Annotated in this window: 23 protein-coding genes; 19 read left to right on the plus strand and 4 right to left on the minus strand. The window is 63.4% G+C overall.

Annotated elements, in window-relative coordinates; translation table 11 throughout:
- The 19 genes from D3F01_RS11240 to D3F01_RS11330 all read left to right on the plus strand — a co-directional run bounded on the left by D3F01_RS11240 (position 1) and on the right by D3F01_RS11330 (position 19,761).
- On the plus strand, positions 1-1,017 hold the full coding sequence (locus D3F01_RS11240) for an iron ABC transporter permease (RefSeq protein WP_242888783.1): 1,017 nt from the start codon (positions 1-3) through the stop codon (positions 1,015-1,017).
- Positions 1,014-2,930 (plus strand): cobalt-precorrin-5B (C(1))-methyltransferase CbiD, encoded by a 1,917-nt coding sequence (gene cbiD / locus D3F01_RS11245; RefSeq protein ID WP_242888784.1) that lies wholly within the window; start codon positions 1,014-1,016, stop codon positions 2,928-2,930. Before D3F01_RS11240 ends, cbiD begins: the two co-directional genes overlap by 4 nt.
- Before the next feature lies 1 nt (position 2,931).
- On the plus strand, positions 2,932-3,693 hold the full coding sequence (gene cobM, locus D3F01_RS11250; RefSeq protein WP_227612723.1) for a precorrin-4 C(11)-methyltransferase: 762 nt from the start codon (positions 2,932-2,934) through the stop codon (positions 3,691-3,693).
- Positions 3,690-4,688: a cobalamin biosynthesis protein gene (locus D3F01_RS11255; RefSeq protein WP_242888785.1), complete on the plus strand. Its 999-nt coding sequence runs from the start codon at positions 3,690-3,692 to the stop codon at positions 4,686-4,688. Before cobM ends, D3F01_RS11255 begins: the two co-directional genes overlap by 4 nt.
- Complete coding sequence (gene cobJ / locus D3F01_RS11260; RefSeq protein WP_005935001.1) at positions 4,681-5,415, plus strand: precorrin-3B C(17)-methyltransferase; 735 nt, start codon at positions 4,681-4,683, stop codon at positions 5,413-5,415. The genes D3F01_RS11255 and cobJ overlap by 8 nt, the downstream gene beginning before the upstream one ends.
- Positions 5,412-6,149, plus strand: a complete 738-nt coding sequence (gene cobK, locus D3F01_RS11265; protein ID WP_242888786.1) for a precorrin-6A reductase — start codon at positions 5,412-5,414, stop codon at positions 6,147-6,149. Before cobJ ends, cobK begins: the two co-directional genes overlap by 4 nt.
- Positions 6,146-7,348, plus strand: coding sequence for a precorrin-6y C5,15-methyltransferase (decarboxylating) subunit CbiE (gene cbiE / locus D3F01_RS11270; protein ID WP_242888787.1), 1,203 nt, complete (start codon positions 6,146-6,148; stop codon positions 7,346-7,348). The genes cobK and cbiE overlap by 4 nt, the downstream gene beginning before the upstream one ends.
- Positions 7,345-8,730 carry a cobyrinate a,c-diamide synthase gene (locus D3F01_RS11275; protein ID WP_242888793.1) on the plus strand — a complete coding sequence of 462 codons (1,386 nt, stop codon included), beginning with the start codon at positions 7,345-7,347 and terminating at the stop codon, positions 8,728-8,730. Before cbiE ends, D3F01_RS11275 begins: the two co-directional genes overlap by 4 nt.
- The gene (cobT, locus tag D3F01_RS11280; RefSeq protein ID WP_242888795.1) at positions 8,727-9,791 is read left to right on the plus strand and encodes a nicotinate-nucleotide--dimethylbenzimidazole phosphoribosyltransferase; all 1,065 of its coding nucleotides are present in this window, start codon (positions 8,727-8,729) and stop codon (positions 9,789-9,791) included. The genes D3F01_RS11275 and cobT overlap by 4 nt, the downstream gene beginning before the upstream one ends.
- Positions 9,785-10,306, plus strand: a complete 522-nt coding sequence (locus D3F01_RS11285; protein WP_117505892.1) for a bifunctional adenosylcobinamide kinase/adenosylcobinamide-phosphate guanylyltransferase — start codon at positions 9,785-9,787, stop codon at positions 10,304-10,306. The genes cobT and D3F01_RS11285 overlap by 7 nt, the downstream gene beginning before the upstream one ends.
- A complete protein-coding gene (locus D3F01_RS11290; protein WP_242888797.1) occupies positions 10,303-11,055 on the plus strand; it encodes an adenosylcobinamide-GDP ribazoletransferase in 753 nt (250 codons plus the stop codon). The genes D3F01_RS11285 and D3F01_RS11290 overlap by 4 nt, the downstream gene beginning before the upstream one ends.
- On the plus strand, positions 11,052-11,369 hold the full coding sequence (locus D3F01_RS11295; protein WP_242888799.1) for a bifunctional adenosylcobinamide kinase/adenosylcobinamide-phosphate guanylyltransferase: 318 nt from the start codon (positions 11,052-11,054) through the stop codon (positions 11,367-11,369). The genes D3F01_RS11290 and D3F01_RS11295 overlap by 4 nt, the downstream gene beginning before the upstream one ends.
- Positions 11,363-11,962: a histidine phosphatase family protein gene (locus tag D3F01_RS11300; RefSeq protein WP_242888801.1), complete on the plus strand. Its 600-nt coding sequence runs from the start codon at positions 11,363-11,365 to the stop codon at positions 11,960-11,962. Before D3F01_RS11295 ends, D3F01_RS11300 begins: the two co-directional genes overlap by 7 nt.
- Complete coding sequence (gene cbiB, locus D3F01_RS11305; protein WP_242888804.1) at positions 11,959-12,909, plus strand: adenosylcobinamide-phosphate synthase CbiB; 951 nt, start codon at positions 11,959-11,961, stop codon at positions 12,907-12,909. The genes D3F01_RS11300 and cbiB overlap by 4 nt, the downstream gene beginning before the upstream one ends.
- A 96-nt stretch (positions 12,910-13,005) precedes the next feature.
- Entirely contained in the window at positions 13,006-14,055 is a 1,050-nt protein-coding gene (locus tag D3F01_RS11310; RefSeq protein WP_242888806.1) for an aminotransferase class I/II-fold pyridoxal phosphate-dependent enzyme, read from the plus strand.
- Positions 14,052-15,554: a cobyric acid synthase gene (locus D3F01_RS11315; protein ID WP_242888808.1), complete on the plus strand. Its 1,503-nt coding sequence runs from the start codon at positions 14,052-14,054 to the stop codon at positions 15,552-15,554. The genes D3F01_RS11310 and D3F01_RS11315 overlap by 4 nt, the downstream gene beginning before the upstream one ends.
- Positions 15,551-16,222, plus strand: coding sequence for a precorrin-8X methylmutase (locus tag D3F01_RS11320; protein WP_242888810.1), 672 nt, complete (start codon positions 15,551-15,553; stop codon positions 16,220-16,222). The genes D3F01_RS11315 and D3F01_RS11320 overlap by 4 nt, the downstream gene beginning before the upstream one ends.
- Positions 16,223-16,356: 134 nt before the next feature.
- Complete coding sequence (locus D3F01_RS11325; protein ID WP_242888812.1) at positions 16,357-17,727, plus strand: MATE family efflux transporter; 1,371 nt, start codon at positions 16,357-16,359, stop codon at positions 17,725-17,727.
- Positions 17,728-17,913: 186 nt separating this feature from the next.
- Positions 17,914-19,761, plus strand: coding sequence for an HD domain-containing protein (locus tag D3F01_RS11330; protein ID WP_242888814.1), 1,848 nt, complete (start codon positions 17,914-17,916; stop codon positions 19,759-19,761).
- Between the two features lie 134 nt (positions 19,762-19,895).
- On the opposite strand, the gene pflA is transcribed toward D3F01_RS11330, so the two are convergent.
- The 4 genes from pflA to D3F01_RS11350 all read right to left on the minus strand — a co-directional run bounded on the left by pflA (position 19,896) and on the right by D3F01_RS11350 (position 25,093).
- Positions 19,896-20,651, minus strand: a complete 756-nt coding sequence (gene pflA / locus D3F01_RS11335; RefSeq protein WP_242888816.1) for a pyruvate formate-lyase-activating protein — start codon at positions 20,649-20,651, stop codon at positions 19,896-19,898.
- Complete coding sequence (pflB, locus tag D3F01_RS11340) at positions 20,638-22,890, minus strand: formate C-acetyltransferase (RefSeq protein WP_117534012.1); 2,253 nt, start codon at positions 22,888-22,890, stop codon at positions 20,638-20,640. Before pflB ends, pflA begins: the two co-directional genes overlap by 14 nt.
- Before the next feature lie 634 nt (positions 22,891-23,524).
- On the minus strand, positions 23,525-23,977 hold the full coding sequence (locus D3F01_RS11345; protein ID WP_242888817.1) for a hypothetical protein: 453 nt from the start codon (positions 23,975-23,977) through the stop codon (positions 23,525-23,527).
- A 90-nt stretch (positions 23,978-24,067) separates the two neighbouring features.
- Positions 24,068-25,093, minus strand: coding sequence for a lysylphosphatidylglycerol synthase domain-containing protein (locus D3F01_RS11350; RefSeq protein ID WP_242888818.1), 1,026 nt, complete (start codon positions 25,091-25,093; stop codon positions 24,068-24,070).
- Positions 25,094-25,148: the final 55 nt, after the last annotated feature.

The raw sequence follows: 25,148 nt of genomic DNA on the forward strand, positions 1-25,148 counted from the left end.
ATGACCAGCAAAAAGCGCCTGATCTTCTCTTACGGCATCCTTGCCCTGCTGCTGGCGGTGCTGTTTGCCGCCAACCTGTTCTGGGGCAGTGTGTCCCTGACACCGGGGGCAGTGCTGGCGGCCCTGACCGGCCGCGGGCAGGATGCTCTGAGCGTGGGCATCATCACCCAGCTGCGCCTGCCCCGGGCCGTGATGGTGGTGCTGCTGGGGGCGGCGCTCTCGGCGGCGGGTTACCTGCTGCAGACCTTTTTTGCCAACCCCATTGCAGGGCCCTTTGTCATGGGCATTTCCAGCGGGGCCAAGCTGGCCGTGGCACTGGTCATGGTGACTTTTCTGAACCAGGGCCTGCTCACCAGCTCCCTTACCCTGATCACAGCCGCCTTTGCAGGGGCCATGGCCTCCATGGCCTTTGTGCTGGCGGTCTCCCGGCGGGTGCAGCGGATGAGCATCCTTGTTATCTGCGGCGTAATGATCGGCTACATCTGCTCAGCCGTCACGGAGTTTGTGGTGGCCTTTGCCCAGGACAGCAACATCGTCAACCTCCACAACTGGTCTCAGGGCAGCTTTTCCGGCATGACCTGGGGCAATGTGCGGGCGGCGGCGCTGGTGGTGCTGCCCGCTCTGGCGGCGGCGTTCTGCCTTTCCAAGCCCATGGCCGCCTACCAGATGGGGGAGGCCTACGCCCGGAGCGTGGGCATCAATGTCAAAGCCTTTTCCCGGCTGCTGGTGCTGCTTTCCAGCCTGCTGGCCGCCTGTGTCACGGCCTTTGCGGGGCCCATTTCCTTTGTGGGCATCGCGGTGCCCCATCTGGTCAAGCAGCTGTTCGGCAGTGCAAGGCCGCTGGTGGTGCTGCCCGGGTGCTGCCTGGGCGGGGCCGCCTTCTGCCTGCTGTGCGACCTCATCGCCCGCAGTATGTTTGCCCCCACTGAGCTTTCGATCAGCGCCGTAACGGCAGTGTTTGGCGCACCGGTGGTCATCTGGCTGCTGGTGCGCCGGGGTCAGGAGGGTGTGCGATGAAATACCTCTGTGAAACGAAAGAGCTGGCCATCGGCTATGGCAGTGCGCCCCTTGCTTCCGGCATCACGCTGGGGGCGGTGTCGGGGCAGATCCTGGCCCTCATCGGGCCAAACGGCGCGGGCAAATCCACCCTGCTCAAAACGCTGGCGGGCCAGCTGGCCCCCCTGGGCGGGGCTGTCCTGCTGGATGGCCGCAGCCTGACCGATTACACCGGCACAGCCCGGGCCCGGAAGCTGGCCCTGATGCTGCCCCATACCCGCCGCACCGAGCTGACTTCCTGCTTTGAGTTTGCCGCCGCCGGGCGCATCCCCTATACCGGGCGGCTGGGCATCCTGTCCGATACTGACCGGCAGGCCGTGCGGGACGCGCTGGAACTGGTGGGGGCTTCCCCTCTGGCGGGCCGGGATTTCAACTGCATCAGCGACGGCCAGCGCCAGCGCGTTCTGCTGGCCCGCGCCATCTGCCAGCAGCCCGGAGTTCTGCTGCTGGACGAGCCGACCTCTTTTCTGGATGTCAAGGGAAAGATCGAGCTGCTGACCATCCTGCAGAAACTGGCCCATGAGCAGGGGCTGGCCGTGATCGTCAGCCTGCACGAGCTGGACATGGCGCAGAAGATCGCGGATGCGGTGGTCTGCGTGTTCCCGCACAGCGTTTCGGGGGCGCTGACCCCAAAGGAGGCCTTTGCCCCGGAGAACATCCGGGCGCTGTACAGCCTGACCAAGGAGCAGTACGAGGCCGTGTTCGGCCCGGAAAAGCCTGCCGGGCCAAAGTTTGAACATTACGTCCGCAGTGGGCAGAAGCTGCTCCGCTGCGGGTACACCACCGGCACCTGCGCGGCGCTGGGTGCGGCGGGGGCCGCGCGGCTCCTGCTCACCGGCCATGCCCCGGAGAGCGTTGCCCTGCGCACGCCGAAGGGCATCGTGGTGGAGGTGGCCCCGCTGTACTGCCGCCCCGCCGGAGCCGGTGCCGAATGCGCCATTGAGAAGGACGGCGGGGATGATGTGGATGTGACCACCGGCCTGCCCGTGATCGCCGCCGTAGAATTGCTGCCCGATACCACCGAGATCCGCATCTCCGGCGGCAAGGGCGTGGGCCGGGTGACCAAGGCCGGGCTGGACCAGCCGGTGGGGGAAGCCGCCATCAACCATGTGCCCCGGCAGATGATCGCCGAGGCCCTGCAAAGGGAAGCCGAGAGCGCCTGCTACACCGGCGGCTTTGCCGTGACCATCTCCATCGAGGGCGGGGAAGAGGTGGCAAAGCGCACCTTCAACCCCCACATCGGGGTCGAGGGCGGGCTTTCGGTGCTGGGAACCAGCGGCATTGTGGAGCCTATGAGCCAGCAGGCGATCCTGGATACCATCCAGCTGGAAATGAATCAGGCCGCTCTCCGGGCGGGCAGCCCCAGGCGGCTCATCCTGGCCCCCGGCAATTACGGGCTGGACTATCTGCACGAAAGATACCCGGAGTTTCACGCTGTTCCGGTGGTGAAAACCTCGAACTTTATTGGAGACACGCTGGATATGGCTGCTGCGGCCCGCTTTGAAGAGGTGCTTCTGGTGGGCCATGTGGGCAAGCTTGTCAAGGTGGCGGGTGGCATTATGAACACCCATTCCCACACTGCCGACTGCCGCACCGAGCTGTTCTGCACCCATGCGGCGCTCTGCGGCGCTTCCCGGGAAGTCTGCGCCGCCCTGATGAACGCTGCCACCACCGATGCCTGTCTGGAACTCCTGGACAGCGCCGGTCTGCGGGCTCCGGTGCTGGAAAGCCTGCTGCGGGCAGTCCAGCTCCACCTTGACCGGCGGGCCTGCGGGGCGTTCCGGGTGGGGGCTGTGCTGTTTTCCAACCAGCACGGCCCGCTGGGAGCCACCGACACTGCCGCACAACTGCTGAACGAATGGAAGGAGCATTGAGATGGTACATTTTGTGGGCGCAGGCCCCGGCGCACCCGATCTCATCACCCGGCGGGGCGCGGCCCTGCTGCAGGAAGCCGACTGCATCATTTATGCGGGCAGTCTGGTCAACCCGGCTCTGCTGGGGCTGGCGAAGCCGGAGTGCGCCGTTTACAACAGCGCCGAGATGACGCTGGAACAGGTGCTGGACGTGATGCACCGGGTGGATGCCGCAGGCGGGACCACTGTGCGGCTCCACACCGGCGACCCCTGCCTGTATGGGGCCATCCGGGAGCAGATGGACGCACTGGATGCGGACGGCATCCCCTACGATGATACCCCCGGCGTGTCCAGCTTTTGCGGGGCGGCGGCGGCGCTGAACGCCGAGTACACCCTGCCCACCATCAGCCAGACCGTGATCATCACCCGGATGGAGGGGCGCACCCCGGTGCCGGAAAAGGAGCAGCTGGCCAGCCTTGCCGCCCATGGGGCGACCATGGTGATCTTCCTCTCCATCGGCCTCATCGACAAGGTGCAGCAGGCCCTGCTGGCGGGCGGAGCCTACACGCCGGAGACTCCTGCCGCCGTGGTCTACAAGGCAAGCTGGCCGGAACAAAAAGTGGTGCGCTGCACCGTGGGCACGCTGGCCGGGAGCACCCGCGCCAACGGCATCACCAAAACAGCGCTCATCGTGGTGGGGGAATTTCTGGGCACCCGGTATGAGCGGAGCAAGCTCTACGACCCAACCTTTACGACGGAGTTCCGCAAGGGGGCAGACCAGTGACCCGCGCCTATCTCGCCTTTACGGAAAAAGGGCTGGCGCTGGCCCAAAAGCTGGCCGGTGCCCTGCCCGGCACCGTGGCCCGCTGCGGCCATGGCGGGCCCGGCCTTGCCGATTGGGCTGCGGAGCAGTTCGCCCATGGGGATGCCCTGATCTTTGTGGGGGCTGTGGGCATAGCGGTGCGGGCCATTGCGCCCCACTGCCGGAACAAGGCGGTGGACCCTGCCGTGGTGGTGCTGGACGAGTGCGGCCATTTTGCGGTGCCGATCCTTTCGGGCCATTTGGGCGGGGCCAACGATCTGGCCCGGGCGCTGGCGGCGGTCTGCGGTGCGGTGCCGGTCATTACCACGGCAACCGATGCCAACGGTGTGTTTGCCGTGGATGCGTGGGCCAGGCACCAGAACTGCGCCGTGCTGGAGCCGGAGCGCATCAAGCGCGTCAGCAGCAGGCTGCTGGCGGGCGGGCCGGTGCGGTACCGCTCGGAATTCCCCATCGCCGGGCAGGCCCCTGCCGGGGTGGTCCCGGCGGGGGAGGCAGAGCGCGCCGACTTTGTCCTGAACCTTTTCCCGGCGGGCGATGCGCTGCACCTGATCCCGAAGATCGGTGTGCTGGGCATCGGGTGCAGGCGGGGGACCAGCGCCGCACAGCTGGAAGCAGCCTTTGCACAGTTCTGCGCGGCCCACGGCCTTGCGGCAGCGTGCATCACGGCGGCAGCCAGCATCGACCTGAAAGCCCATGAGCCGGGCCTGCTGGAATTTTGCAGAGCCCACGGCTGGCCGGTGCAGTTCTATTCTGCCGCACAGCTGCAGAACGCCCCCGGGCAGTTCACACCTTCGGCCTTTGTCCGGAGCGTGACCGGTGTGGACAATGTCTGCGAGCGGGCGGCGGTGCTGGCGGCAGGCGGCACGATCATTCTTCCCAAACAGGCGGGCGGCGGCGTGACCTTTGCGCTGGCGCTTCGTCCCTTTGCCCCGGATTGGAGGTGGCAGGATGCCTAATGTTGTTTTTGTTGTCGGGCTTGGGCCCGGGGATCCCCGGTTTCTGACCGCACAGGCGCAGAGCGCCTTAACGCAAGCCGAGGTGCTGTGCGGCTATACGGTCTATCTGGATCTGGTGCGCCCCTACTTCCCGGACAAGCTCTATTATTCCACCGGCATGACCAAGGAGATCGACCGCTGTCGCTGGGCGCTGGAAACGGCCCGGAGCGGCAGGGCGGTGGCGCTGGTCTGCTCGGGAGATGCCGGGGTCTACGGCATGGCAAGCCCTCTGCTGGAGCTGGCCGAGCACTTCCCGGACGTGACGGTGGAGGTGGTGCCCGGCCTGACCGCCGCCCTGAGCGGCGGTGCGGTGCTGGGTGCTCCGCTGGCCCACGATTTCTGCGTGCTCTCCCTCTCTGACCGGCTCACGCCGTGGGAGGTCATCGAGCGGCGGCTGGCGGCAGCGGCCATGGGGGATTTCTGCATCGCGCTGTACAACCCCTCCTCCAAGGGGCGGCCGGACTATCTGGCGCGGGCGGTGCGCATCCTGCTGGCAAACGGCAAAGCACCCGGAACGGTCTGCGGCATTGTGCGGAACATTGGCCGGGAGGGGCAGGAAAGCCGCGTTCTGACTCTGGCTGCGCTGGAAACCACCCCGGTGGATATGTTCACCACCGTGTTTGTCGGCAACGCCCAGACCCGCCAGCTGAGCGGGCGGATGGTCACGCCGCGGGGGTACCGCGCATGAGGGCCGTGGTATTCAGCGGCACCACCGAGGGCCGTGTGTTTTCGAAGCAGCTGGCCGCACTGGGGGCCGAGGTACTGGTCAGCGTGGCCACCCCGCTGGGGGCCGAGGAACAGGGCGAAAGGCCCGGCATCACCGTCCACTGCGGGCGGCTGACCCCGGAGGAGATGGCCGCCCTGCTGCAGGGGGCTGACCTCTGCGTGGATGCGACCCATCCGTATGCGGTGGAGGCCACCCGGAACATCCGGGCAGCCTGCAAAACAGCAGGCACGGAGTACCGCCGCCTGCTCCGGCCCGAAAGCCCGCTGCCTGCCGGGAGCATGGTGTTTGCCTCTGCGGCCCATGCGGCGGGATTTCTGGCCCGGACGCAGGGAAATGTCCTGCTTGCCACCGGGGCCAAGGAGCTTTCTGCCTTTGCTGTGCTGGAACCGGCACGGCTTTTTCCCCGTGTCCTGCCCACCCGGGAGGGCATTGCCGCCTGCGAGGGGGCAGATATCCCCCATAAGAACATCATCGCCATGCAGGGGCCGTTCTCCTATGCGCTGAACCGGGCGCTGATGGAGCAGTTTGCCATCCGCTTCCTCGTTACCAAAGACGGCGGCGCGGCGGGCGGCTTTGAAGAAAAAGCCCGGGCAGCGCAGGACACCGGGGCACAGCTCATCGTCATCCGCCGCCCGGCCGAGCAGGGCGAAACGGCGGAACAGATCCTGACACATTGTAAGGAGATGCTGCAATGATCACACTCATCGGGATGGGGTCGGGCACGCCGGAAAGCCTGACCGCGCAGGGCCTTGCCGCCCTGCAGAACGCCGGACTGATCCTGGGGGCAAAGCGCCTGCTGGAACAGCTGCCGCAGGGCTGCACGGAACACCGGAAGGCCCTGTATCAGCCTGAGGATGTCCTTGCCGCGCTGGCGGCTGACCCGGAGGTGGATGCTGCCCTTGTGTACAGCGGCGACACCGGGTTTTACTCCGGTGCGGCCCAGCTGCTGCCGATGCTGCGGGCCTTTGGCATCTCCTGCCGGGTGCTGCCGGGGCTTTCCAGCGTTCAGCTGCTGGCCGCTGCGGTGGGCCGCTCCTGGCAGGAGTGGAAGCTGGTCTCGGCCCACGGCTGTGCCTGCGACCCGGTGGCCGAGTGCCTGACAGCCGGGGGAAAGCCTGTGTTTTTCCTGACCGGCGGGGCAGAAACGCCCGCCTCCCTCTGCGGCCGGCTGGCTGCTGCCGGGCTGGGCGATGCCCATGTGCTGGTGGGCGAAGAGCTGGGCAGGAAAGAGGAGAAGATCCTGTTCGGCACGGCGCAGGAGTTTGCGCAAAAGCAGTTTGCAAGCCTGAGCGTTCTGCTTGTGGAGCATCTTCCTCAGCCGCCCCGGCGGGTGCCCGGCTTCCCGGATGAAGCCTTCCACAGGGGAGAGGTGCCCATGACCAAGCAGGAGGTGCGGGCGGCGGCGCTGGCCAAGCTGGCCGTGCAGCCTGCCGATACCCTGTGGGATGTGGGGGCGGGCACCGGCAGCGTGAGCGTGGAGCTGGCGCTGGCCGCACCCCGGGGGTATGTGTATGCCGTGGAGTGTGACCCGGAGGCCTGCGGGCTCATCCGGCAGAACCGGGAAACGTTCCACGCCTGCAACCTGACACTGGTGGAGGGCCGCGCCCCCGCCGCGCTGGCTGACCTGCCCGCCCCGGATGCCGTGTTCATCGGCGGGACCAAGGGGGGTATGGAGGCTGTGGTGGACACGGTGCTTGCCCGGAATCCGAACGCCCGCATCTGCATCTCTGCCATTGCGCTGGAAACGCTGAGCGCCGCCGTAGCCGCACTGACTGCCCACGGTTTGGACGCGGAGGTGACGCAGGTCGCGGTCAGCCGCACCCGGCCTGCGGGCAGGCTCCACCTGCTGATGGCCAATAACCCCATCTTCCTTATCACAGGAGAACGTAAATGATCCAATTTCTTGTGGCCGCGCCCTGTTCCGGCAGCGGCAAAACCACACTGACCTGCGCTCTGCTGGCGGCGCTCAAGCGGCGGGGGCAGGACCCCTGCTCCTTCAAGAGCGGGCCGGACTATATCGACCCCATGTTTCACCGGGCCGTGCTGGGGGTGGAGAGCCACAACCTCGACCTGTTTTTCTCCGCGCCGGAGACGGTGCGCGTGCTCTATGCGCAGGCCGCCGCCGGGCACGGGGCAGCCGTGTGCGAGGGTGCCATGGGCTTTTACGATGGACTGGGCGGCGTGAGTGATACCGCCAGTGCCTGGCATCTGGCCGATACGCTGGGCCTGCCGGTGCTGCTGGTGGTCCAGCCCAGAGGGGCCAGCCTGACGCTGGCGGCCCAGATCAACGGGCTGAAACAGTTCCGCACCCCCAGCCATCTGGCGGGCATCCTGCTCAATGACTGCGTCCCCCATTTATATGCTCTGCTGGCTCCCATGCTGGAACGGGAGACCGGCCTGCCGGTGCTGGGCTATCTGCCCCACCTGCCGGATGCCGCCCTTGAGAGCCGCCACTTAGGCCTGAAAACGGCCGGGGAGATTGCGGACTTACAGCAGAAGATCAGCCGGATGGCCGATGCGCTGGTGATGGATTGGGAAAAGCTTTTTGCCCTGACTGAGTGCGCAGCGCCTTTGGTGCACACAGATCGGCTCCCCCTTGCGGGAGAGCTGCTGCCCCAGGGAGCAGCGGAACAGCGCCCCCGCGTTCCCATTGCCGTTGCAAGGGATGCGGCGTTTTGCTTCACCTACGCCGAAACGCTGGAAGCGATGGAGCGGGCGGGGGCGGAGCTCTGCTGGTTCAGCCCCCTGCAGGACTCCGCCCTGCCGGAGCAGATCGGCGGGCTCTATCTGCCCGGCGGCTACCCGGAGCTGTATGCCGGGCAGTTGAGCGCGAATCGCTCCATGCTGGCCTCTGTGCGCCGGGCTGTGGAGCGCGGTCTGCCCACGGTGGCCGAGTGCGGGGGCTTTCTCTATCTGGGCCAGAGCCTGGAGGATGCCAGCGGGGAGCGCTGGCCCATGGCAGGCGTTCTGCCGGGGCAGGGCTTCCGGGTGGGGCGGCTGGTGCGGTTTGGATACGCGGCATTGACTGCCCACGCCGACAGTATGCTGTTCCGCGCCGGGGAGCGTCTGCCGGTGCACGAGTTCCACCACTGGGATTCCACAGACAACGGCACCGGCTTTACCGCCGCAAAGCCAAACGGGAAACAATGGGACTGCGGCTTTGCAAACGAGCATTTCTATGCGGGCTTCCCGCATTTGTATTGGGCGGGCACGGCCCTGCCCCGGCGGTTCGTGGATGCCGCCGCACACTATCATCAAGAGGAACAGGATCAATGACAGAGCTTGAACTGAAACAGCTTCTTTCCAGGATCACCCGGCCGGACGAGACCGCACGCACCGCCGCCCACGCCCACTGGGCCAGCCTGGCAAAGCCGCTGGGCGGGCTGGGCAGGCTGGAGACCATGCTGGAGGATGCCGCCGCCCTGACCGGCACGGCAGAGCTGGCGTTTTCCCGCCGGGCCGTGCTGGTGCTCTGCGCCGACAACGGCGTGGTGGCGCAGGGCGTGAGCCAGACGGACCAGAGCGTGACCCGGGCCGTGGCCGAGAACCTTGCCGCCCGGCGCACCAGTGTCTGCCAGATGGCAAAAACGGCCCGCTGCGAAGTGGTGCCTGTGGACCTTGGCATGGCCGGGGAGCCGGTGCCCGGGGTGCAGAACTGCCGCATTGCCGCCGGGACGGCGGATTTCACCACCGGCCCTGCCATGACCCGCCAGCAGGCGGTGGATGCCATTGCGGCGGGCATGGGGCTTGTCCGGGCGCAGAAGGCGGCGGGGGTGCAGCTGCTGGCCACGGGGGAGATGGGCATCGGCAACACCACCACCTCCAGCGCCGTGGCCGCTGTTCTGCTGGGTCAGCCCGTGGAGCGGATGACAGGCCGGGGCGCGGGCCTTTCGGATGCAGGGCTTGCCCGCAAGCTGGATGCCATCCGGCGGGGCATTGCGCGGAATCAGCCCGATGCCGCTGACCCTCTGGACGTGCTTTCCAAGCTGGGCGGGTTCGACATCGCCGGGCTGTGCGGTGTTTTTCTGGGCGGCGCGCTGGAAGGCCTGCCCGTGCTGATGGATGGCTTCATCAGCGGGGTGGCGGCTCTGTGCGCGGTGCGGCTCTGCCCCGCCGCGGAAAAGGCCGTGTTTGCCAGCCACTGCTCCACCGAACCGGCAGCAAGGCTGGTGCTGGAAGCGCTGGGCAAAGCGCCCCTGCTCACCGCCGGGCTCCATCTCGGCGAGGGCACCGGAGCGGTGGCAAGCATCCCGCTGTGGGATATGGCACTGGCCGTTTACCGCGATTGCTATTCCTTCACGGAGGGCGGCATTACGCCGTACACCCCCCAATGCTGACGCTGGTATTGGGCGGTGCCGCCAGCGGCAAGAGCGGGTATGCCGAGAGCCTGGTGTTGAAAACCGCGCTTCCGCGCTATTACATCGCCACCATGCAGGTGTGGGATGCCGAGTGTGCCGCCCGGGTGGAAAAGCACCGGAAGATGCGGGCGGCAAAGCAGTTTGAGACCGTGGAGTGCCCCCTGCATCTGGAAAACATCCGTCTGCCTGCCCGGGGAACTGCGCTGTTGGAGGATCTGGGCAACCTGACCGCCAACGAGCTCTACGACCCCGCCGGGGCGGGAGAAAATGCGGCTTCGGCCATTTTGGAAGGACTGGACCAATTGGCCGGACAATGCGCGCACCTTATCGTGGTCTCCAACGAGGTGTTCAGCGGCGGTGCAGACTATGCAGGCGACACCGGGCGCTACCTGAAAGCGCTGGCGCAGGTGAACAATGCCCTTGCCGCCCGGGCTGACCATGTGGTGCGGGTGGTGTGCGGCATCCCGGTCTATTATAAAGGAGTGGAAAAATGATTGGATTGCAGACCATTGCAGTGGCCTTTGCCATGTTTTCGGCCCTGCCGGTGCCGCAGTTCGCGTGGAACCAGAAAAACATGCGGTATGCCATGTGTGCCTTCCCGCTCATCGGGGTGGTCATTGGCGGGCTGTGGTGCCTGTGCGGCGCTCTGCCCCTGCCGATGCCCGCAAAAGCGGCGGGGTTCTGCCTGATCCCGGTCTGGGTCACGGGCGGCATCCATCTGGATGGCTATGCCGACACCTGCGATGCCCTTTCCAGCTATGGCGACCGGGAAAAGAAGCTGGAGATCCTCAAAGATCCCCACTGCGGTGCCTTTGCGGTGATCCGGCTGTGCAGTTATTTTGCGGCTTACCTTGCCCTTTGCGCCTGCGTGAACTTTACGCCCCGGGTGGGCCTGTGCTGGACACTGGCCCTTGTGCTGGAACGGGCCCTCTCGGGCCTGGCCGTGGCATCGTTCCCGATGGCAAAGAACACAGGCCTTGCCCACACCTTTGCCACGGCGGCGGATCGAACTACTGTCCGCCGGGTGCTGATGGTGCTGGCCGCTCTGCTCAGCGCCGCCCTGCTGGCACTGGGCGGCTGGGCGCTGGTGCTGGCGGCGTTTCTTGTGTTTGCACGCTATCATGTTGTTTCAAACAAGCAGTTTGGCGGCATCACCGGCGATTTGGCCGGGTGGTTTTTGCAGAAAGCCGAGCTGTGGATGCTGGCGGTGCTGTGTGCCTGCCAGTGGGGAGGACTGTTATGATCTTTATCACCGGGCCGCTGTACAGCGGCAAGCGCACCTTTGCCCAGCGCCTGCCCGGCACCCGCATTGCGGAGGTGCAGGCCCTGGCCGCAGAGGCCGAGGATCTGGAAAAGCTTGCGGAGGAGCTCTCCGCTTATGATATCGTGATGGCCACCGAGGTGGGCGGCGGCGTGGTGCCCGTGGACGCAGGGGAGCGGGCCGCACGGGAAGCCGCCGGACGGCTGGCCTGCCTGCTGGCGGCCCGGGCCAGGTGCGTGGTGCAGATGTTCTGCGGTATCCCCACCGTATTGAAAGGAGAACTGCCCCCATGCTGATCTATCTTCTGCGCCACGGCCTGACGGCCTACAACGCCGAAAAGCGCTATCAGGGCCAGCGGGATATCCCCCTGTGCCCCGCGGGCCGCGCCCGGCTGCGGCAGGCGGACCTCCGGCCGGAGACGGTCTATATCACCCCGCTCTGCCGCACCCGGCAGACCGCTGAGGTGCTCTTCCCGGGTGCAAGGCTCGTGGAGGTGAAGGACCTGCAGGAGATGTGCTTCGGCAGCTTTGAGGGCCGCAATTTCATTGAGATGGAGCACGACCCGGATTATCTGGCCTGGGTGAATGCCAACTGCGAAAGCCCCTGCCCGGACGGCGAGACCAAGGCTGTCTTTTCGGAGCGGGTGTGCAGGGCCTTTGCCGCACTGGTGGACAAGGCCCTTGCCGATGGGGAAGAGACACTGGTCATTCTGGCCCACGGCGGCACCCAGATGGCTGCCATGGAGCGCTACGCCCTGCCACATGCGGATTATTACCACTGGTGCGCCCCCAATGCGGGCGGCTACATTCTGGATGCAGGAGACTGGGCGGAGCAGCGGGTGCTGCACCTGCTGAAGACTGTGCAGTACACAAAGGAGGATGCCCGATGATCGAATACGCAGTACTCGGCGGTTTTGTGCTGGACTGCCTCTTTGGCGACCCGGCCTGGCTGCCCCACCCGGTGGTGTACATGGGCAAGGCCATCTCGGCGCTGGAAAAGCGCCTGCGGGCCCGCCTGCCAAAAACGCCTCAGGGGGAACTGCTGGGCGGTGCCATTGTGGCCTTCTGCCTGCCGGTGGGCACCTTTCTGCTGACGAGCCTTGTCTGCCTGGGAGCTGCCCGCATCAGCCCGTGGCTGGGGCTGGCCGTCCAGATGTTCTGGTGCGGGCAGGCACTGGCCGCAAAGGGGCTGGCGCAGGAGAGCACCAATGTCTACCGGGAACTGGTCAAGCCCGACCTGCCTGCTGCCCGCAGGGCGGTCAGCCGCATCGTGGGGCGGGACACCCAGGATCTGACGCTGGAAGGTGTGACCAGGGCCGCTGTGGAGACGGTGGCCGAAAACGCCAGCGACGGCGTGATCGCACCCCTGCTCTATATGCTCATCGGCGGGGCACCGCTGGCCCTGACCTACAAGGCCATCAACACGATGGACAGTATGCTGGGCTACAAAAACGAAAAATATCTCTACTTTGGCCGCATCCCGGCCAAACTGGACGATGCGGCAAATTACCTTCCCAGCCGCCTTGCCGCCCTGCTGTGGGTGGCTGCTGCGGCCTTTACGCACAATGACGCAAAAGGGGCGTGGAAGATCTGGCGGAGGGACCGCCGGAACCACGCCAGCCCCAACAGCGCCCAGACCGAGAGCGCCTGCGCCGGTGCGCTGGGGGTGCAGCTGGCCGGGCCCGCCTATTACTTTGGCGAATACTACGCCAAGCCCACCATCGGCGATCCGCTGCGCCCCATTGAACCGGAGGATATCCTGCGTGCCAACCGGATGATGTACGTGGCAAGCGCCTTTGCACTGGCGTGGGGCGTGGCAATACGGGCTGTTTTGTAACGACCTCGCCCTCTCAGTCATGCCTTGCATGACAGCTCCCCCAAAGGGGGAACCAGGAACTGATATCCATAACCATCCGGGAAAAGGAGAACGAACATGCAACTAGTACATGGCGGCGATTGGGCCGGGTATCGGGCCGAGTTCGGGCGGGACGCGCTGGATTTTTCGGCCAACGTCAGCCCGCTGGGCCTGCCGGAAGGGGTGGCCCGGGCCATCACGGCGGCATTGCCCACGGCGGACCGCTACCCCGATCCCCTGTGCCGGGAGCTGCGGGCAAGGCTGGCGCTCCATGAGGGCGTGCCGGCAGAGCAGATCCTCTGCGGCAATGGGGCGGCCGACCTTATCTTCCGGCTGGTCTGGGCCCAAAAGCCCCGCCGGGCGCTGGTCACCGCACCCACCTTTGCGGAGTATGCCACTGCATTGGAAAGCATCGGCTGCACGGTGGAACGCTTCTTTTTGCGGGAGCAGGAGGACTTTGCGGTCACGGATGCGTTCTGTGCGGCCATCCGCCCGGGGGTGGACATGGTGTTTCTCTGCCAGCCCAACAACCCCACCGGCCAGCTGACGGCCCTGCCGCTGGTGGAGCAGATCCTCCGCCGCTGTGCGGCGTGCGGCACCCTGCTGGTGGTGGACGAATGCTTCCTCGATTTCCTGCCGGACCATGCCCTGCACACGGCAAAAGGCCTGCTGGGAGAGGGAGAACTGGTCATCCTGAAAGCCTTTACTAAGCTTTACGGCATGGCGGGCGTGCGGCTGGGCTATGCCCTGAGTGCCGACACAGCGCTGCTGGAACAGATGCAGGCCTGCGGCCAGCCCTGGGGCGTGTCCAGTCTGGCGCAGGCGGCGGGCCTTGCCGCACTGGAGGAGACAGCGTATGTGGAAAATGTCCGGGCCCTCATTGCCGAACAGCGGCCCCGCCTGGCGGCCGGGCTGCGGGCGCTGGGCCTGCGGGTGCTGGACGGCAGAGCAAATTACCTGCTGTTTCAGGCCCCGGAGACGCTGGGAGAAGCTCTGCGGCAAAGGGGCGCTGTGCTGCGCAGCTGTGCGAACTACCCCGGGCTGGGCCCCGGCTGGTACCGCACCGCCGTGCGCACCGGGCCTGAAAACGAACAGCTTTTGAAACTTCTTGCGGAGGTGCTGGAATGAGCAAGGCAAAGTGCATCATGGTGCAGGGAACCATGAGCGGTGCAGGCAAAAGCCTGCTGTGCGCCGCCCTCTGCCGCATTTTTGCGCAGGACGGTTACCGCGTGGCTCCCTTCAAGAGCCAGAACATGGCGCTGAACAGCTTTGTCACCCGGGATGGGCTGGAAATGGGCCGGGCACAGGTGGTGCAGGCGCAGGCCGCAGGCATCGAGCCGGATGTGCGGATGAACCCCATCCTGCTCAAGCCCAGCAGTGACGTGGGCAGTCAGGTCATCGTGAACGGCGAGGTGCGGGGCCAGATGCCCGCCGCCGCCTACTTCAAAATGAAAAGAGCGCTCATCCCGGAGATCCTCTCGGCCTACAACAGTCTGGCCGAAACCGTGGACATCATCGTCATTGAGGGGGCCGGAAGCCCGGCGGAGATCAACCTGAAGGCGGATGATATCGTCAACATGGGCCTTGCCCGGCTGGTGGATGCCCCCGTTCTGCTGGCGGGCGATATCGACCGGGGCGGTGTGTTTGCCCAGCTGTACGGCACGGTGGCGCTGTTGGAGCCGGAGGAGCGCGCCCGCATCAAGGGGCTGCTCATCAATAAATTCCGCGGCGATGTGGAGATCCTGCGCCCCGGCCTTGCGATGCTGGAAGAGAAAACGCAGCTGCCGGTGCTGGGGGTCGTGCCCTACCTGAAGGTGGACATTGAGGACGAGGACTCCCTTTCCACCCGGCTGGATGCGGGCAGAACGGTCCACCCGCTGGATGCGGCCATCCTCCGCCTGCCGCACATCTCTAACTTTACCGATTTTATGCCGCTGGAGCAGCACCCGCTGCTGGGCGTGCGGTATGTGCAGAATACCCGCCAGCTGGGCACACCGGATCTCATCATCCTGCCCGGCACCAAGAACACGGTGGATGACCTGCTCTGGCTGCGGCAGTCCGGGCTGGAAGTAGCCCTGTTGAAGCTGGCGGCCGGCGGCACGCCGGTGCTGGGGGTCTGCGGCGGGTATCAGATGCTGGGCGAGACGCTGGCCGACCCTGAGGGCACGGAGAGCGGTACGGTGCAGACCGTGCGGGGGCTGGGGCTGCTGCCCACCCGCACGGTCTTTACCGGCCAGAAGCACCGCACCCAGGACACTGCCGCCGTGACCGCCGCCCCCTTTGCGGGTGCGGCCCTGACCGGATATCAGATCCACACCGGCCGCACTGAGGTGCAGGGTGTGCCCTTCTGCACACTGGCAGACGGCACACCCGAGGGCTGCGTGCAGGACAATGTGTTCGGCACCTACCTGCACGGCCTGTTTGATACCGGGGAACTCACCGAGAAGCTGGTGGCCCTGCTCTGCCGGCGCAAGGGCATTGCGCCGGACAGTGCCGCCCTCATCCCGATGGAGCAGTACCGCCAGCAGCAGTTTGACCTGCTGGCCGATGGCGTGCGCGGCGCGCTGGATCTGGATGCCGTTTACGCGGCCATGGGGTTGGAGAACCCGCGGAGGAATGCACAATGATCCCACAACATCATCTGCCCGCCGACATTGAGCGGACAAGCCTTTCCATCATCACGGCAGAGCTGGAAGCGCAGGGCCTGACCCCGCCGCCCGAGACTGCCGCTGTGGTCAAGCGGGTCATCCACACCACCGCCGACTTTGACTATGCAAAAAATCTGCGCTTCACGCCGGGGGCTGTGGCAGCAGGTGTGGCCGCCCTGCGGGCCGGGACCCCTATCATCACCGACACCAACATGGCACTTTCGGGCATTTCCAAGCCTGCCCTTGCCCGGCTGGGCGGCAGTGCCCTCTGCTATATGGCGGACCCTGAGGTGGCGCGGATCGCAGCCGAGACCGGAACCACCCGGGCAGTGGCCTCCATGCACCGCGCGGCGCAGGAGCACCCCGGGGCCATTCTCGCGGTGGGCAATGCCCCCACCGCCCTGCTGACCATTGCGGAAGAGATCGAGGCCGGGCTGCGGCCTGCCCTGGTCATTGCCGTGCCGGTGGGGTTTGTGAACGTGGTGGAAAGCAAGGAAGCGCTGTTTGCCGCCTGTGCAGCCCACGACGTGCCTGCCATCGCAGCCATGGGCCGCAAGGGCGGCAGCACCGTGGCCGCTGCAGTCTGCAACGCCCTGGTCTACTCTGCCGCCGAGATGCAGGACCCAGCGGCAAGAGGGTGGAAATAGGGTGGAAATAGGGTGGAACCGGTACAAACGCCCCTTTTTACGCTTTTGCTTGACTTTTTGGCAGAAACAAGGTATCGTTTATCTGTATGACGATTGATATATGAGTTGAAGCTTTGCGTGAAAAAGGAAGCATTATGGCACAGACGATTTTAGAAGAAAAGAAAAAATCACGGCTGATGACAGAGGGCAGCATCTGGAAGAGCATCCTGCTCTTCTCGGTGCCGCTGATCCTGGGCAACATGCTGCAGCAGCTGTACAACACCGCCGATTCCATCATCGTGGGCAACTTTGTGGGCAGCAACGCGCTGGCAGCCGTCGGCTCCAGCGGCTCGCCCATCTTCCTGCTCATCGGGTTCAGCCAGGGCATTGCCGTGGGTGCCGGTGTCGTGGTGTCCCAGTTTCTGGGAGCCAAGGACAGGGAGGGCGCGCACACTGCAGTTCACACCTCGCTGGCCCTTTCGGCCATTCTGGGTGCGATCCTGACTGTGTGCGGCATTGCCGTCAGCCGGGCCCTGCTCACCGCCATGAACACCCCCGCAGAGGTGCTGGAGGATGCGGTGCTCTATATACGGCTCTATTTTGGCGGCGTGCTGTTCAGCGTGGTGTATAACATGGCGGCCGGTATCCTGAACGCCGCCGGCAACTCCAAGCGGAGCCTGCTCTACCTGGGCGTTGCCTCCATCACCAACATCGTCCTCGACCTTGTCCTGATCGCCGGATGCAAGATGGGCGTGGCCGGTGCGGCCATTGCCACCGATATCAGCCAGCTGGTGTCCTGTGTGCTCTCCCTGCGCTTTCTGATGCGGGTGGAGGACGATTACCGCGTGACGGCAAAGGAAGTGCGCGTGCACAAAAAGATGGCGGTCCGCATCATCAAGGTGGGCCTGCCCACCGGTATCCAGAATATGGTCATCTCCCTTTCCAATGTGCTGGTGCAGGTCAGCGTCAACGGCTATGGTGCCGCTGCCATGGCAGGCTTTGCCGCCTATATGAAGGTGGATGGCTTCAACATTCTGCCTGTGCTGAGCTTCGGCATGGCAGCCACCACCTTTGTGGGCCAGAACTTTGGTGCGGGCAAGATCGACCGTGTCAAAAAGGGCACCTTTGTCACCCTGGGCATGTGCATCGTTTACACCATCCTGACCGGTATCCTGCTGCTCGCCTTCCAGGACCCCATCATGCACCTGTTCACCGGCGATGAAATGGTCATTGCCTACGGAAAGATCTGTATGATCTATTTCTGTCCCTTCTACTGGATGCTGGGCATCCTGCAGGGCCTTGCCGGTACGGTGCGCGGCACCGGCAAGAGCGTGCCGCCCATGGTGGTGCTGCTGATCTCCCTGTGCCTGTTCCGCATCGTCTGGATCCAGTTTGCCCTGCCCCTGTTTGCGGGCATCGAGGGTGTGCTGCTGGTCTACCCGGTGTCCTGGGCTGTGGGTGCAGTGTTGATGGTGCTCTACGCCTGGAAGGGCAAATGGATGCAGCTGCCGGAAGCAATTTCATAAATCAAGCGCACCCGATCCCCCGGTGGAAGTGCATTTTATACAAAAAGTAACGTATGAATGCATAAAATATTCGGGGGGGGGGGGCTAAAAAATCTGCGAAAATCAGTTGATTTTTGCCGAAAAATGCCGTATACTGAATTATAGTTTCAAATCGAACGACAGACTTCGACAAAAGGGGCTGATGAGATGGAGTGCACGCAGGCAGAGGCCTTTGAACAGTATATTCGGAATCTGCGCGTTGTGCGCTCGATCTCCCGGCCCAGCTTTCCGGAGGGCAAGGCTCCCGCTGCCGTGCTGGAAGAGATCCAGACCAACGCGCTGAGATGCAACGCCCTGATGCGGCAGAATGAGGCACTGCTGGCGCAGTTTGTCTACGACCGCGACCCTGCCTCCCTGACCGAAACGGATATCCAGGGACTGAGTGCCTTTGCGGGCAGGCTGTTCAACTATGCGAACAGTGAGGATATGGGCGTGGCGTTCAAGGTGCATCAGCTGCTGCTGGCAGCGGCCCGCAGCCGGAAAGACGTGCCCATGATCGTCAGGGAGCTGTACTACACAGGCATCACCCTGCATTATATGAACGTCCGGGATGAGGGAACTGGCATCAACCTGTTGGGAGATGCGATCCAGGTCTATTTTACGGAAGCTGCTGAATCCATGTCACAGTATGAACAGCTGGACAGGAATACCCGGCAGTATCTCATCCGCTGTGTGGGCAACACCCGGCTGGGGATGTCCCGCGGCACCCACGAGGAAAGCCGCCGGTATCTGGAGCGGTTCCGCCGCGCAATGGACATCATCCAGTCTGCGCATTACCATGCACTGGACCCGGAGTTCCCCTGGGAAAGCTATATCTATTCCATGCACATGGACCGCATGACCCTGCTGATCCACCTGCGGCAGGAGGAAGATCCCGAGGTGGCGCGGCAGGTGCTGGAATCGGCGGAATACATCTGGACGCACAAGAAGAAACACAAGGGCCCGGATGCACGCCTGCAGAACTGGCGGGTGCCCTATTTTTACGCCGCTGCCCGCTACCATGCCGGGGTGGGCAGCCTGGAAGACGTGGTCAAGATCCTTCTGGAATCGGCGGGAAATGTGGCGCAGGATGATTATTCTGCCGAGGCCATCAACCGGAAGCTGATTCTGGCGGCCTATCTTTCGGTCTATGCAGAACGTCTGGACGAGACGGGAGCACAGAGGTATCGTGCAACCGTGGAGCAGGTACGCCGTTCTGCGTATCAGTATCTGGAACAGATGCCGGCCAGTCAGTATCCCCGTGTGGTAAGCTCTGCCGCCTGGGAGTTGAGCAAGATCAGTTCCAGCTCAGATGAAACGGCGAACCGCCGGATGCTGGGCAGTATCCTGGCCGGGCACAAGCCGACCTATGTCCACTCGCTGATGGTGGCAGAGCTGACCCGTGCCCTGCTGCATCGGCAGATCGAGACAAGGCCCGAAACACTGGTTGGCCTGCTGGGCTGCAGGAGCGCGGCCGAGGTGCAAACCCGGCGGGAGGAGCTCTGCCAGACGGCCTATGAGTGCGGCCTGTACCACGACCTTGGCAAGTGTGCCGTTCTGATGTACATCGACAACAACGCCCGCCGCCTGCTGGATGAGGAATTTTTCTGCATCCAGAGCCACCCAAGGACCGGCGCTGCCATTCTGAATAGAATGGGCTGCGGAAGAACGCTGGCCCCGGCGGCACTCTATCACCACTGCTATTACAACGGCAAGGGCGGATATCCCAATGATGTACCCTCCTGCCCGGAGGAGATCAAGGGAATCGTGGATGCGCTGAGCGTGGCAGACTCGCTGGATGCCGCCACCGATAATATCGGTCGGTGCTACAACCTTGCCAAGCCCTTCCGCACGCTGCTGGAAGAGCTGCGGGCCCAGAGCGGCACCCGCTATGCGCCCAATGTGGTCGCTCTGTTCGAGGATGAGCGTTTCTGCCAGCTGCTGGCAGAGAACACAGATGCCGAGCGCAAAAGGGTGTATCTGCAGGTGTATCACGCCGGAAGTGAAGAAAAATAAACGACCCTCTCTATCATTGCTTCGCAGTGCCACCTCCCCAAAAAGGGAGCGGGCATACGTCAGCGTGATAGAGAGGGTCATTCTTTTTGTTTAAGTCAGGATGAAGCTTTCCCAGTCCACCCTGCCGGTGCAGTTCAGCCGGGGTACTTAGCCACTTCCAACAATTCCTCCGCCCGGCGGACCTGTTCCGCCGTGGGGGGAACAGCATCGGGCAGGGGATAGGAGATGCCCAGCTTCTGCCACTTGAACAGCCCCAGCGTGTGGTAGGGGAGAACCTCCACCCGCTGCACCGTTTTCAGGCTGCGGATGAAGTCTGCGGTCCTGCGCAGGCCCTCCTCGTCATCGGTGAGGCCGGGCACCAGCACATGACGGATCCAGAGCGGAACGCCCAGATCAGAGATGTGCCGTGCCATGGCTAAGATGTTGGCATTGTCCCGGCCGGTAAGCTGACGGTGCTTCTCCGGGTCGATCTCCTTGAGATCCAGGATGACCAGACTGGTGGAAGCCATCAGGGTATCGAAGGCGGCCAGGTAGGCGGGGTCATCGGGCTGGAACGGCTGACCGGCCGTGTCCAGCGCGGTGTGCACCCCCTTGGCGCGTGCCAGCTGGAAGAATTTTGTCAAGAAGTCCATCTGCCGCAGCGGCTCGCCGCCGCTGACGGTGATGCCGCCCTTCTTGCCCCAGTAATTGCGGTAGCGCCAGACATGCTGGAACAGCTTCTCCGGAGACCATTCCGTGCCGCCCTCAGCGCTCCACGTTTCGGGGTTGTGGCAGTATTTGCAGCGCAGGGCACAGCCCTGCAGAAAGACAACGAACCGGACACCCGGCCCGTCCACCGAGCCGAAACTTTCCAGCGAGTGGACGAGACCGACAGAGTCACAGTGCGGCATGGCAGGTACGGGAGATCACGTCCATCTGCTGTTCGCGGGTCAGGTCGATGAACTTGACCGCATAGCCGGAGACGCGGATGGTGAAGTTGGCGTATTCTTCCTTTTCGGGGTGCTCCATGGCATCCAGCAGCTTCTCCTTGCCGAACACGTTCACGTTCAGGTGGTGTGCACCCTGATCGAAGTAGCCGTCCATGACCTGCACCAGGTTCTCCTTGCGCTCCTCCTCGCTGTGGCCCAGAGCCTCGGGGTTGATGGTCTGGGTGTTGGAGATGCCGTCCAGAGCCCAGTGGTAGGGCAGCTTGGCAACAGAGTTCAGGGAAGCCAGCAGGCCGTTCTGCTCCGCACCGTAGCTGGGGTTTGCACCGGGTGCAAAGGGGGTAAAGGCGGCACGACCATCGGGCAGAGCACCGGTGTACTTGCCGTACACCACGTTGGAGGTGATGGTCAGGATGGAGGTGGTAGCCTCGGAGTTGCGGTAGGTGTGGCGCTTCTTGATCATCTCCAGGAAGGTGCGCAGCAGCCAAACGCCGATCTCATCGGCACGGTCGTCATCGTTGCCGTACTTGGGGAAGTCGCCCTCCACCTCATAGCCGGTGGCCAGGCCGGTCTCATCGCGCACGACCTTGACCTTGGCGTACTTGATGGCGCTCAGGGAGTCGATGACGTGGGAGAAGCCTGCAATGCCGGTGGCAAAGGTGCGGCGCACATCAGTGTCGATCAGGGCCATCTCGGCTTCCTCGTAGTAGTACTTGTCGTGCATATACTGGATGAGGTTCAGCACGTTGACATACAGGCCGGCCAGCCAGTCCAGCATCTGCACATACTTGGGAAGCACCTCGTCATAGTTCAGGTACTCGCTGGTGATGGGGGCATAGTTGGGGCCGCACTGTTCGTGGCTCTTCTCGTCCACGCCGCCGTTGATGGCGTACAGCAGGCACTTGGCAAGGTTGGCGCGTGCACCAAAGAACTGCATCTCCTTGCCGGTCTGGGTGGCAGACACGCAGCAGCAGATGGAGTAATCATCGCCCCACACGGGCTTCATCACATCATCGTTCTCGTACTGGACAGAGCTGGTGTTGATGGACACCTTGGCAGCGTACTTCTTGAAGCTCTCAGGCAGGGCAGAGGAGTACAGAACGGTCAGGTTCGGCTCCGGTGCGGGGCCCATGTTCTCCAGAGTGTGCAGGAAGCGGTAGCAGTTCTTGGTGACCATGCTGCGGCCGTCCATGCCGATGCCGCCCACTTCCAGGGTGGCCCACACGGGGTCGCCGGAGAACAGCTGGTTGTAGCTGGGGATGCGGGCAAACTTGACCATACGGAACTTCATCACCATGTGGTCGATCAGCTCCTGAGCCTGGCTCTCGGTCAGGGTGCCGTTCTCCAGATCGCGCTGGATGTAGATATCCAGGAAGGTGGAGATGCGGCCCACGCTCATGGCAGCGCCGTTCTGGGTCTTGATGGCGGCCAGGTAGCCGAAGTACAGCCACTGGCAGGCTTCCTTGGCGTTCTTGGCGGGCTGGGAGATATCGCAGCCGTAGGCCTCGGCCATCTTCTTCATGCCCTTCAGGGCGCTGATCTGGCGTGCGATCTCCTCGCGCAGGCGGATCACATCATCGGTCATGGTGCCGTCGCCGCAGTTGGCGAAATCTTCCTGCTTGAACTTGATCAGGGCATCGATGCCGTACAGGGCCACGCGGCGGTAGTCGCCCACGATGCGGCCGCGGCCGTAGGTGTCGGGCAGGCCGGTGATGATGTGGGTGTGGCGGGCAGCCTTCATCTCAGGGGTGTAGGCATCGAACACAGCCTGGTTGTGGGTGCGGGTATAGTCGGTAAAGATCTTGTGCAGCTCCTCGCTGGGCTGATAGCCGTAGGTGGTGCAGGCCTGCTCTGCCATCTTGATGCCGCCGTAGGGCATGAATGCACGCTTCAGGGGCTTGTCGGTCTGCAGGCCGACGATCTGCTCCAGATCCTTCAGGGTCTCGTCGATATAGCCGGGGCCGTAAGCGGTCAGGCTGCTGACGACTTCGGTCTCCATGTCCAGCACGCCGCCCTTGGCGCGCTCTTCCTTCTGCAGCTTCTGCAGGGCACCCCACAGCTTATTGGTGGCTTCGGTGGGGCCAGCCAGAAAGCTCTCGTCGCCGTCGTACGGGGTGTAGTTCTTCTGGATGAAGTCGCGAACATTGACTTCCTCTTTCCAGATGCGGCCCTCAAAGCCTTCCCACTGTTCAAAATTGATCATTGGAACCTCCTTGCTCCATTTCATGCGCAAGTTAGCGCATTCTAACTACTGAGCCTTTGAAAAACCGCACTACATAGGCGGCTTTCTGGGGGCGAAACAGTCTTGAACTGCCGTCTGCGGCAGCTCTGACTACAAGGTGTAGACAAAAATGAAAACCTGCCCACAAAATCTTGCGTTACTATAATAACAAGAACCACTTTAAAAAGCAATAGAAAACAAGTGGGTTTTCTTCCAAAGCAAGGGGGATTCTTTGGGCAGAATGTAGAAAAAACGCTGAAACCCCGGCGGTGCACACCTTTTTCGGGAAAAATTGCAAATTGAGGGTTGACAAGACTAACCGCTTATGGTATCCTGTTCTCACGGCACTGGTTAGCCAATTCTAACCGCGCTGCACCAAAAAACGGCGCGTCTGCAAGCGCTCCGTTCCATTCCTCCATTCCATACTCTCTTTTTCTTGGCAGGATGCAGCATTCTGGTTTGCTCTGCATCCGCCGCGCGGCACACAGGGCTCTGGTACGGCACTGTGCGCAGATGAAAACAAAAACGGGACACTCAGCTTGACCACCTGAGTGCCCCGATTTTTGTTTTGTCCCGGTCGTTGATCAGCCGCATCCCGGGGAGCGGACAACATTCTTTACACCACCGCGTCCCGCAGCAGCTGGTAGATGGCCTCCGCGTTTCCATTGGGGGAGCGGAGGGAGACGAATTTTCCGTTTACCTGGCAGACTCCGTCCGAATAGACGGTGAAGAGCAGGTTCTGGCTGGAACCGTCTGCAAAGCGCAGGGTGATGGAATGCGCTTCGTAGTCGTGGGAGTAGGAGCGGGCATTCTGGTTGAACTTCTGGTAGCAGCTCGCGTTTTGCAGGATCTTGAAAAATGCCTGATAGGTGTCATCGCCCGCAGAATAGGCACGGGTGGTGACCACAGAGGGGCTCAGGCTGACGGTATCCTCCACACTGACAGAGACGGAAGTGCTTTTATTGATATCAGTTTTCAGGTCAACGCGGCGGTTGGAAACGAACAGCAGCACGAACAACACGACCCAGAGGACCATGATGGCATAAAAACGGAGACTTTTGTTTTCCATAAGGCGTTCTCCTTTGGCAGGCCGCACAGCAGGGCGGCCAGAGAGATTCAGAGAGTACGCTTTCATTATAGTGCCGGAACGCGCAGGATGTCAACTGTTCTCCAGATGCTTCTGTGCCGCAAAGGTACCTGCGGCGCTGGCGGCAAACACAAAATAGTAGCTTGCGATGCGGAAGAGCATCAGGGTGCTCATGGCTTCGCCGCTGGTCATAAAGCTGCTGAACACCAGCAGAAAGGCTGTTTCAATGGAGCCCATGCCTGCCACATTGGGCAGGGCGTTGGAAAGGAAGAGCATCAGGCTGGTGAGCAGCTGTACCTGCCAGAAGCTCAGCCCGCAGGAAAGCCCCATGAACCGGATGCAGAACCACGGCAGGGTGAACATCAGAAACAGCTTGAGGGTCTGCATGGCAAGGATGCGGGCACAGCGGCCTTTGTCGGCCAGCAGGAGGCGGCTCTCGGTGGCCAGGGTGTCCAGCTGTTTCAGCCACTTTTCCCGGCGGGTCTGCCATGGTTCCGTTTTGGGCAGAAAGCCCATGGCCCAGCGGGCCAGCCGCTGCACCAGCGGCGAGACACAGAGCAGCACAAGCGCCACGATGACCAGCGCCACCACGCAGTAGGCGGCGGGCAGATAGTGCATCACGCCGGAGGTGTTGGCGGCGAGCCAACGGTGCTGCAGCAGGAGCATCACAGTGGCATAGAGCAGAACGGTGGTCTTGTGGAATACATATTGCAGGGTCATCAGGCCCACACCGGGGCCCAGCGGCAGGCCGCAGTGGTAGAGATAGTAGGACTCCATGGGCACAGCCCCGGCACCCAGGCCGACCACGTTGCCAAAGATGCCCACAAAGGCGGCATCCATGCCGCGCCGCAGGGTGAAGCCCGGCAGGCGGCAGCGGATGATGAGCCAGCAGACGATTCCCTCAAGCAGGGGGTATGTCAGGCCGATGGCCAGCACCAGCAGCACCTGCCAGAGGGAGAGCTGGGCCAGCGCGGTCGAGATCTCGGCCCAGTGGCTGCTGAAGATGAAAACCACTACACAGGTCAGCGCCAGCAACACCAGCAGAGAAAGGATCGCTTTTTTGCGGGAGGGCTGCTGGGGGGTGTTGGTCTGTTCCATGAGACAAGGCTCCTTTCACGATACTGCTTGCAGTATAACACAGCGGGGCCTTGCT

It is taken from the genome of Faecalibacterium sp. BCRC 81149, assembly GCF_022750605.1.
In the GTDB taxonomy this organism is placed as follows: Bacteria; Bacillota; Clostridia; order Oscillospirales; family Ruminococcaceae; genus Faecalibacterium; species Faecalibacterium duncaniae.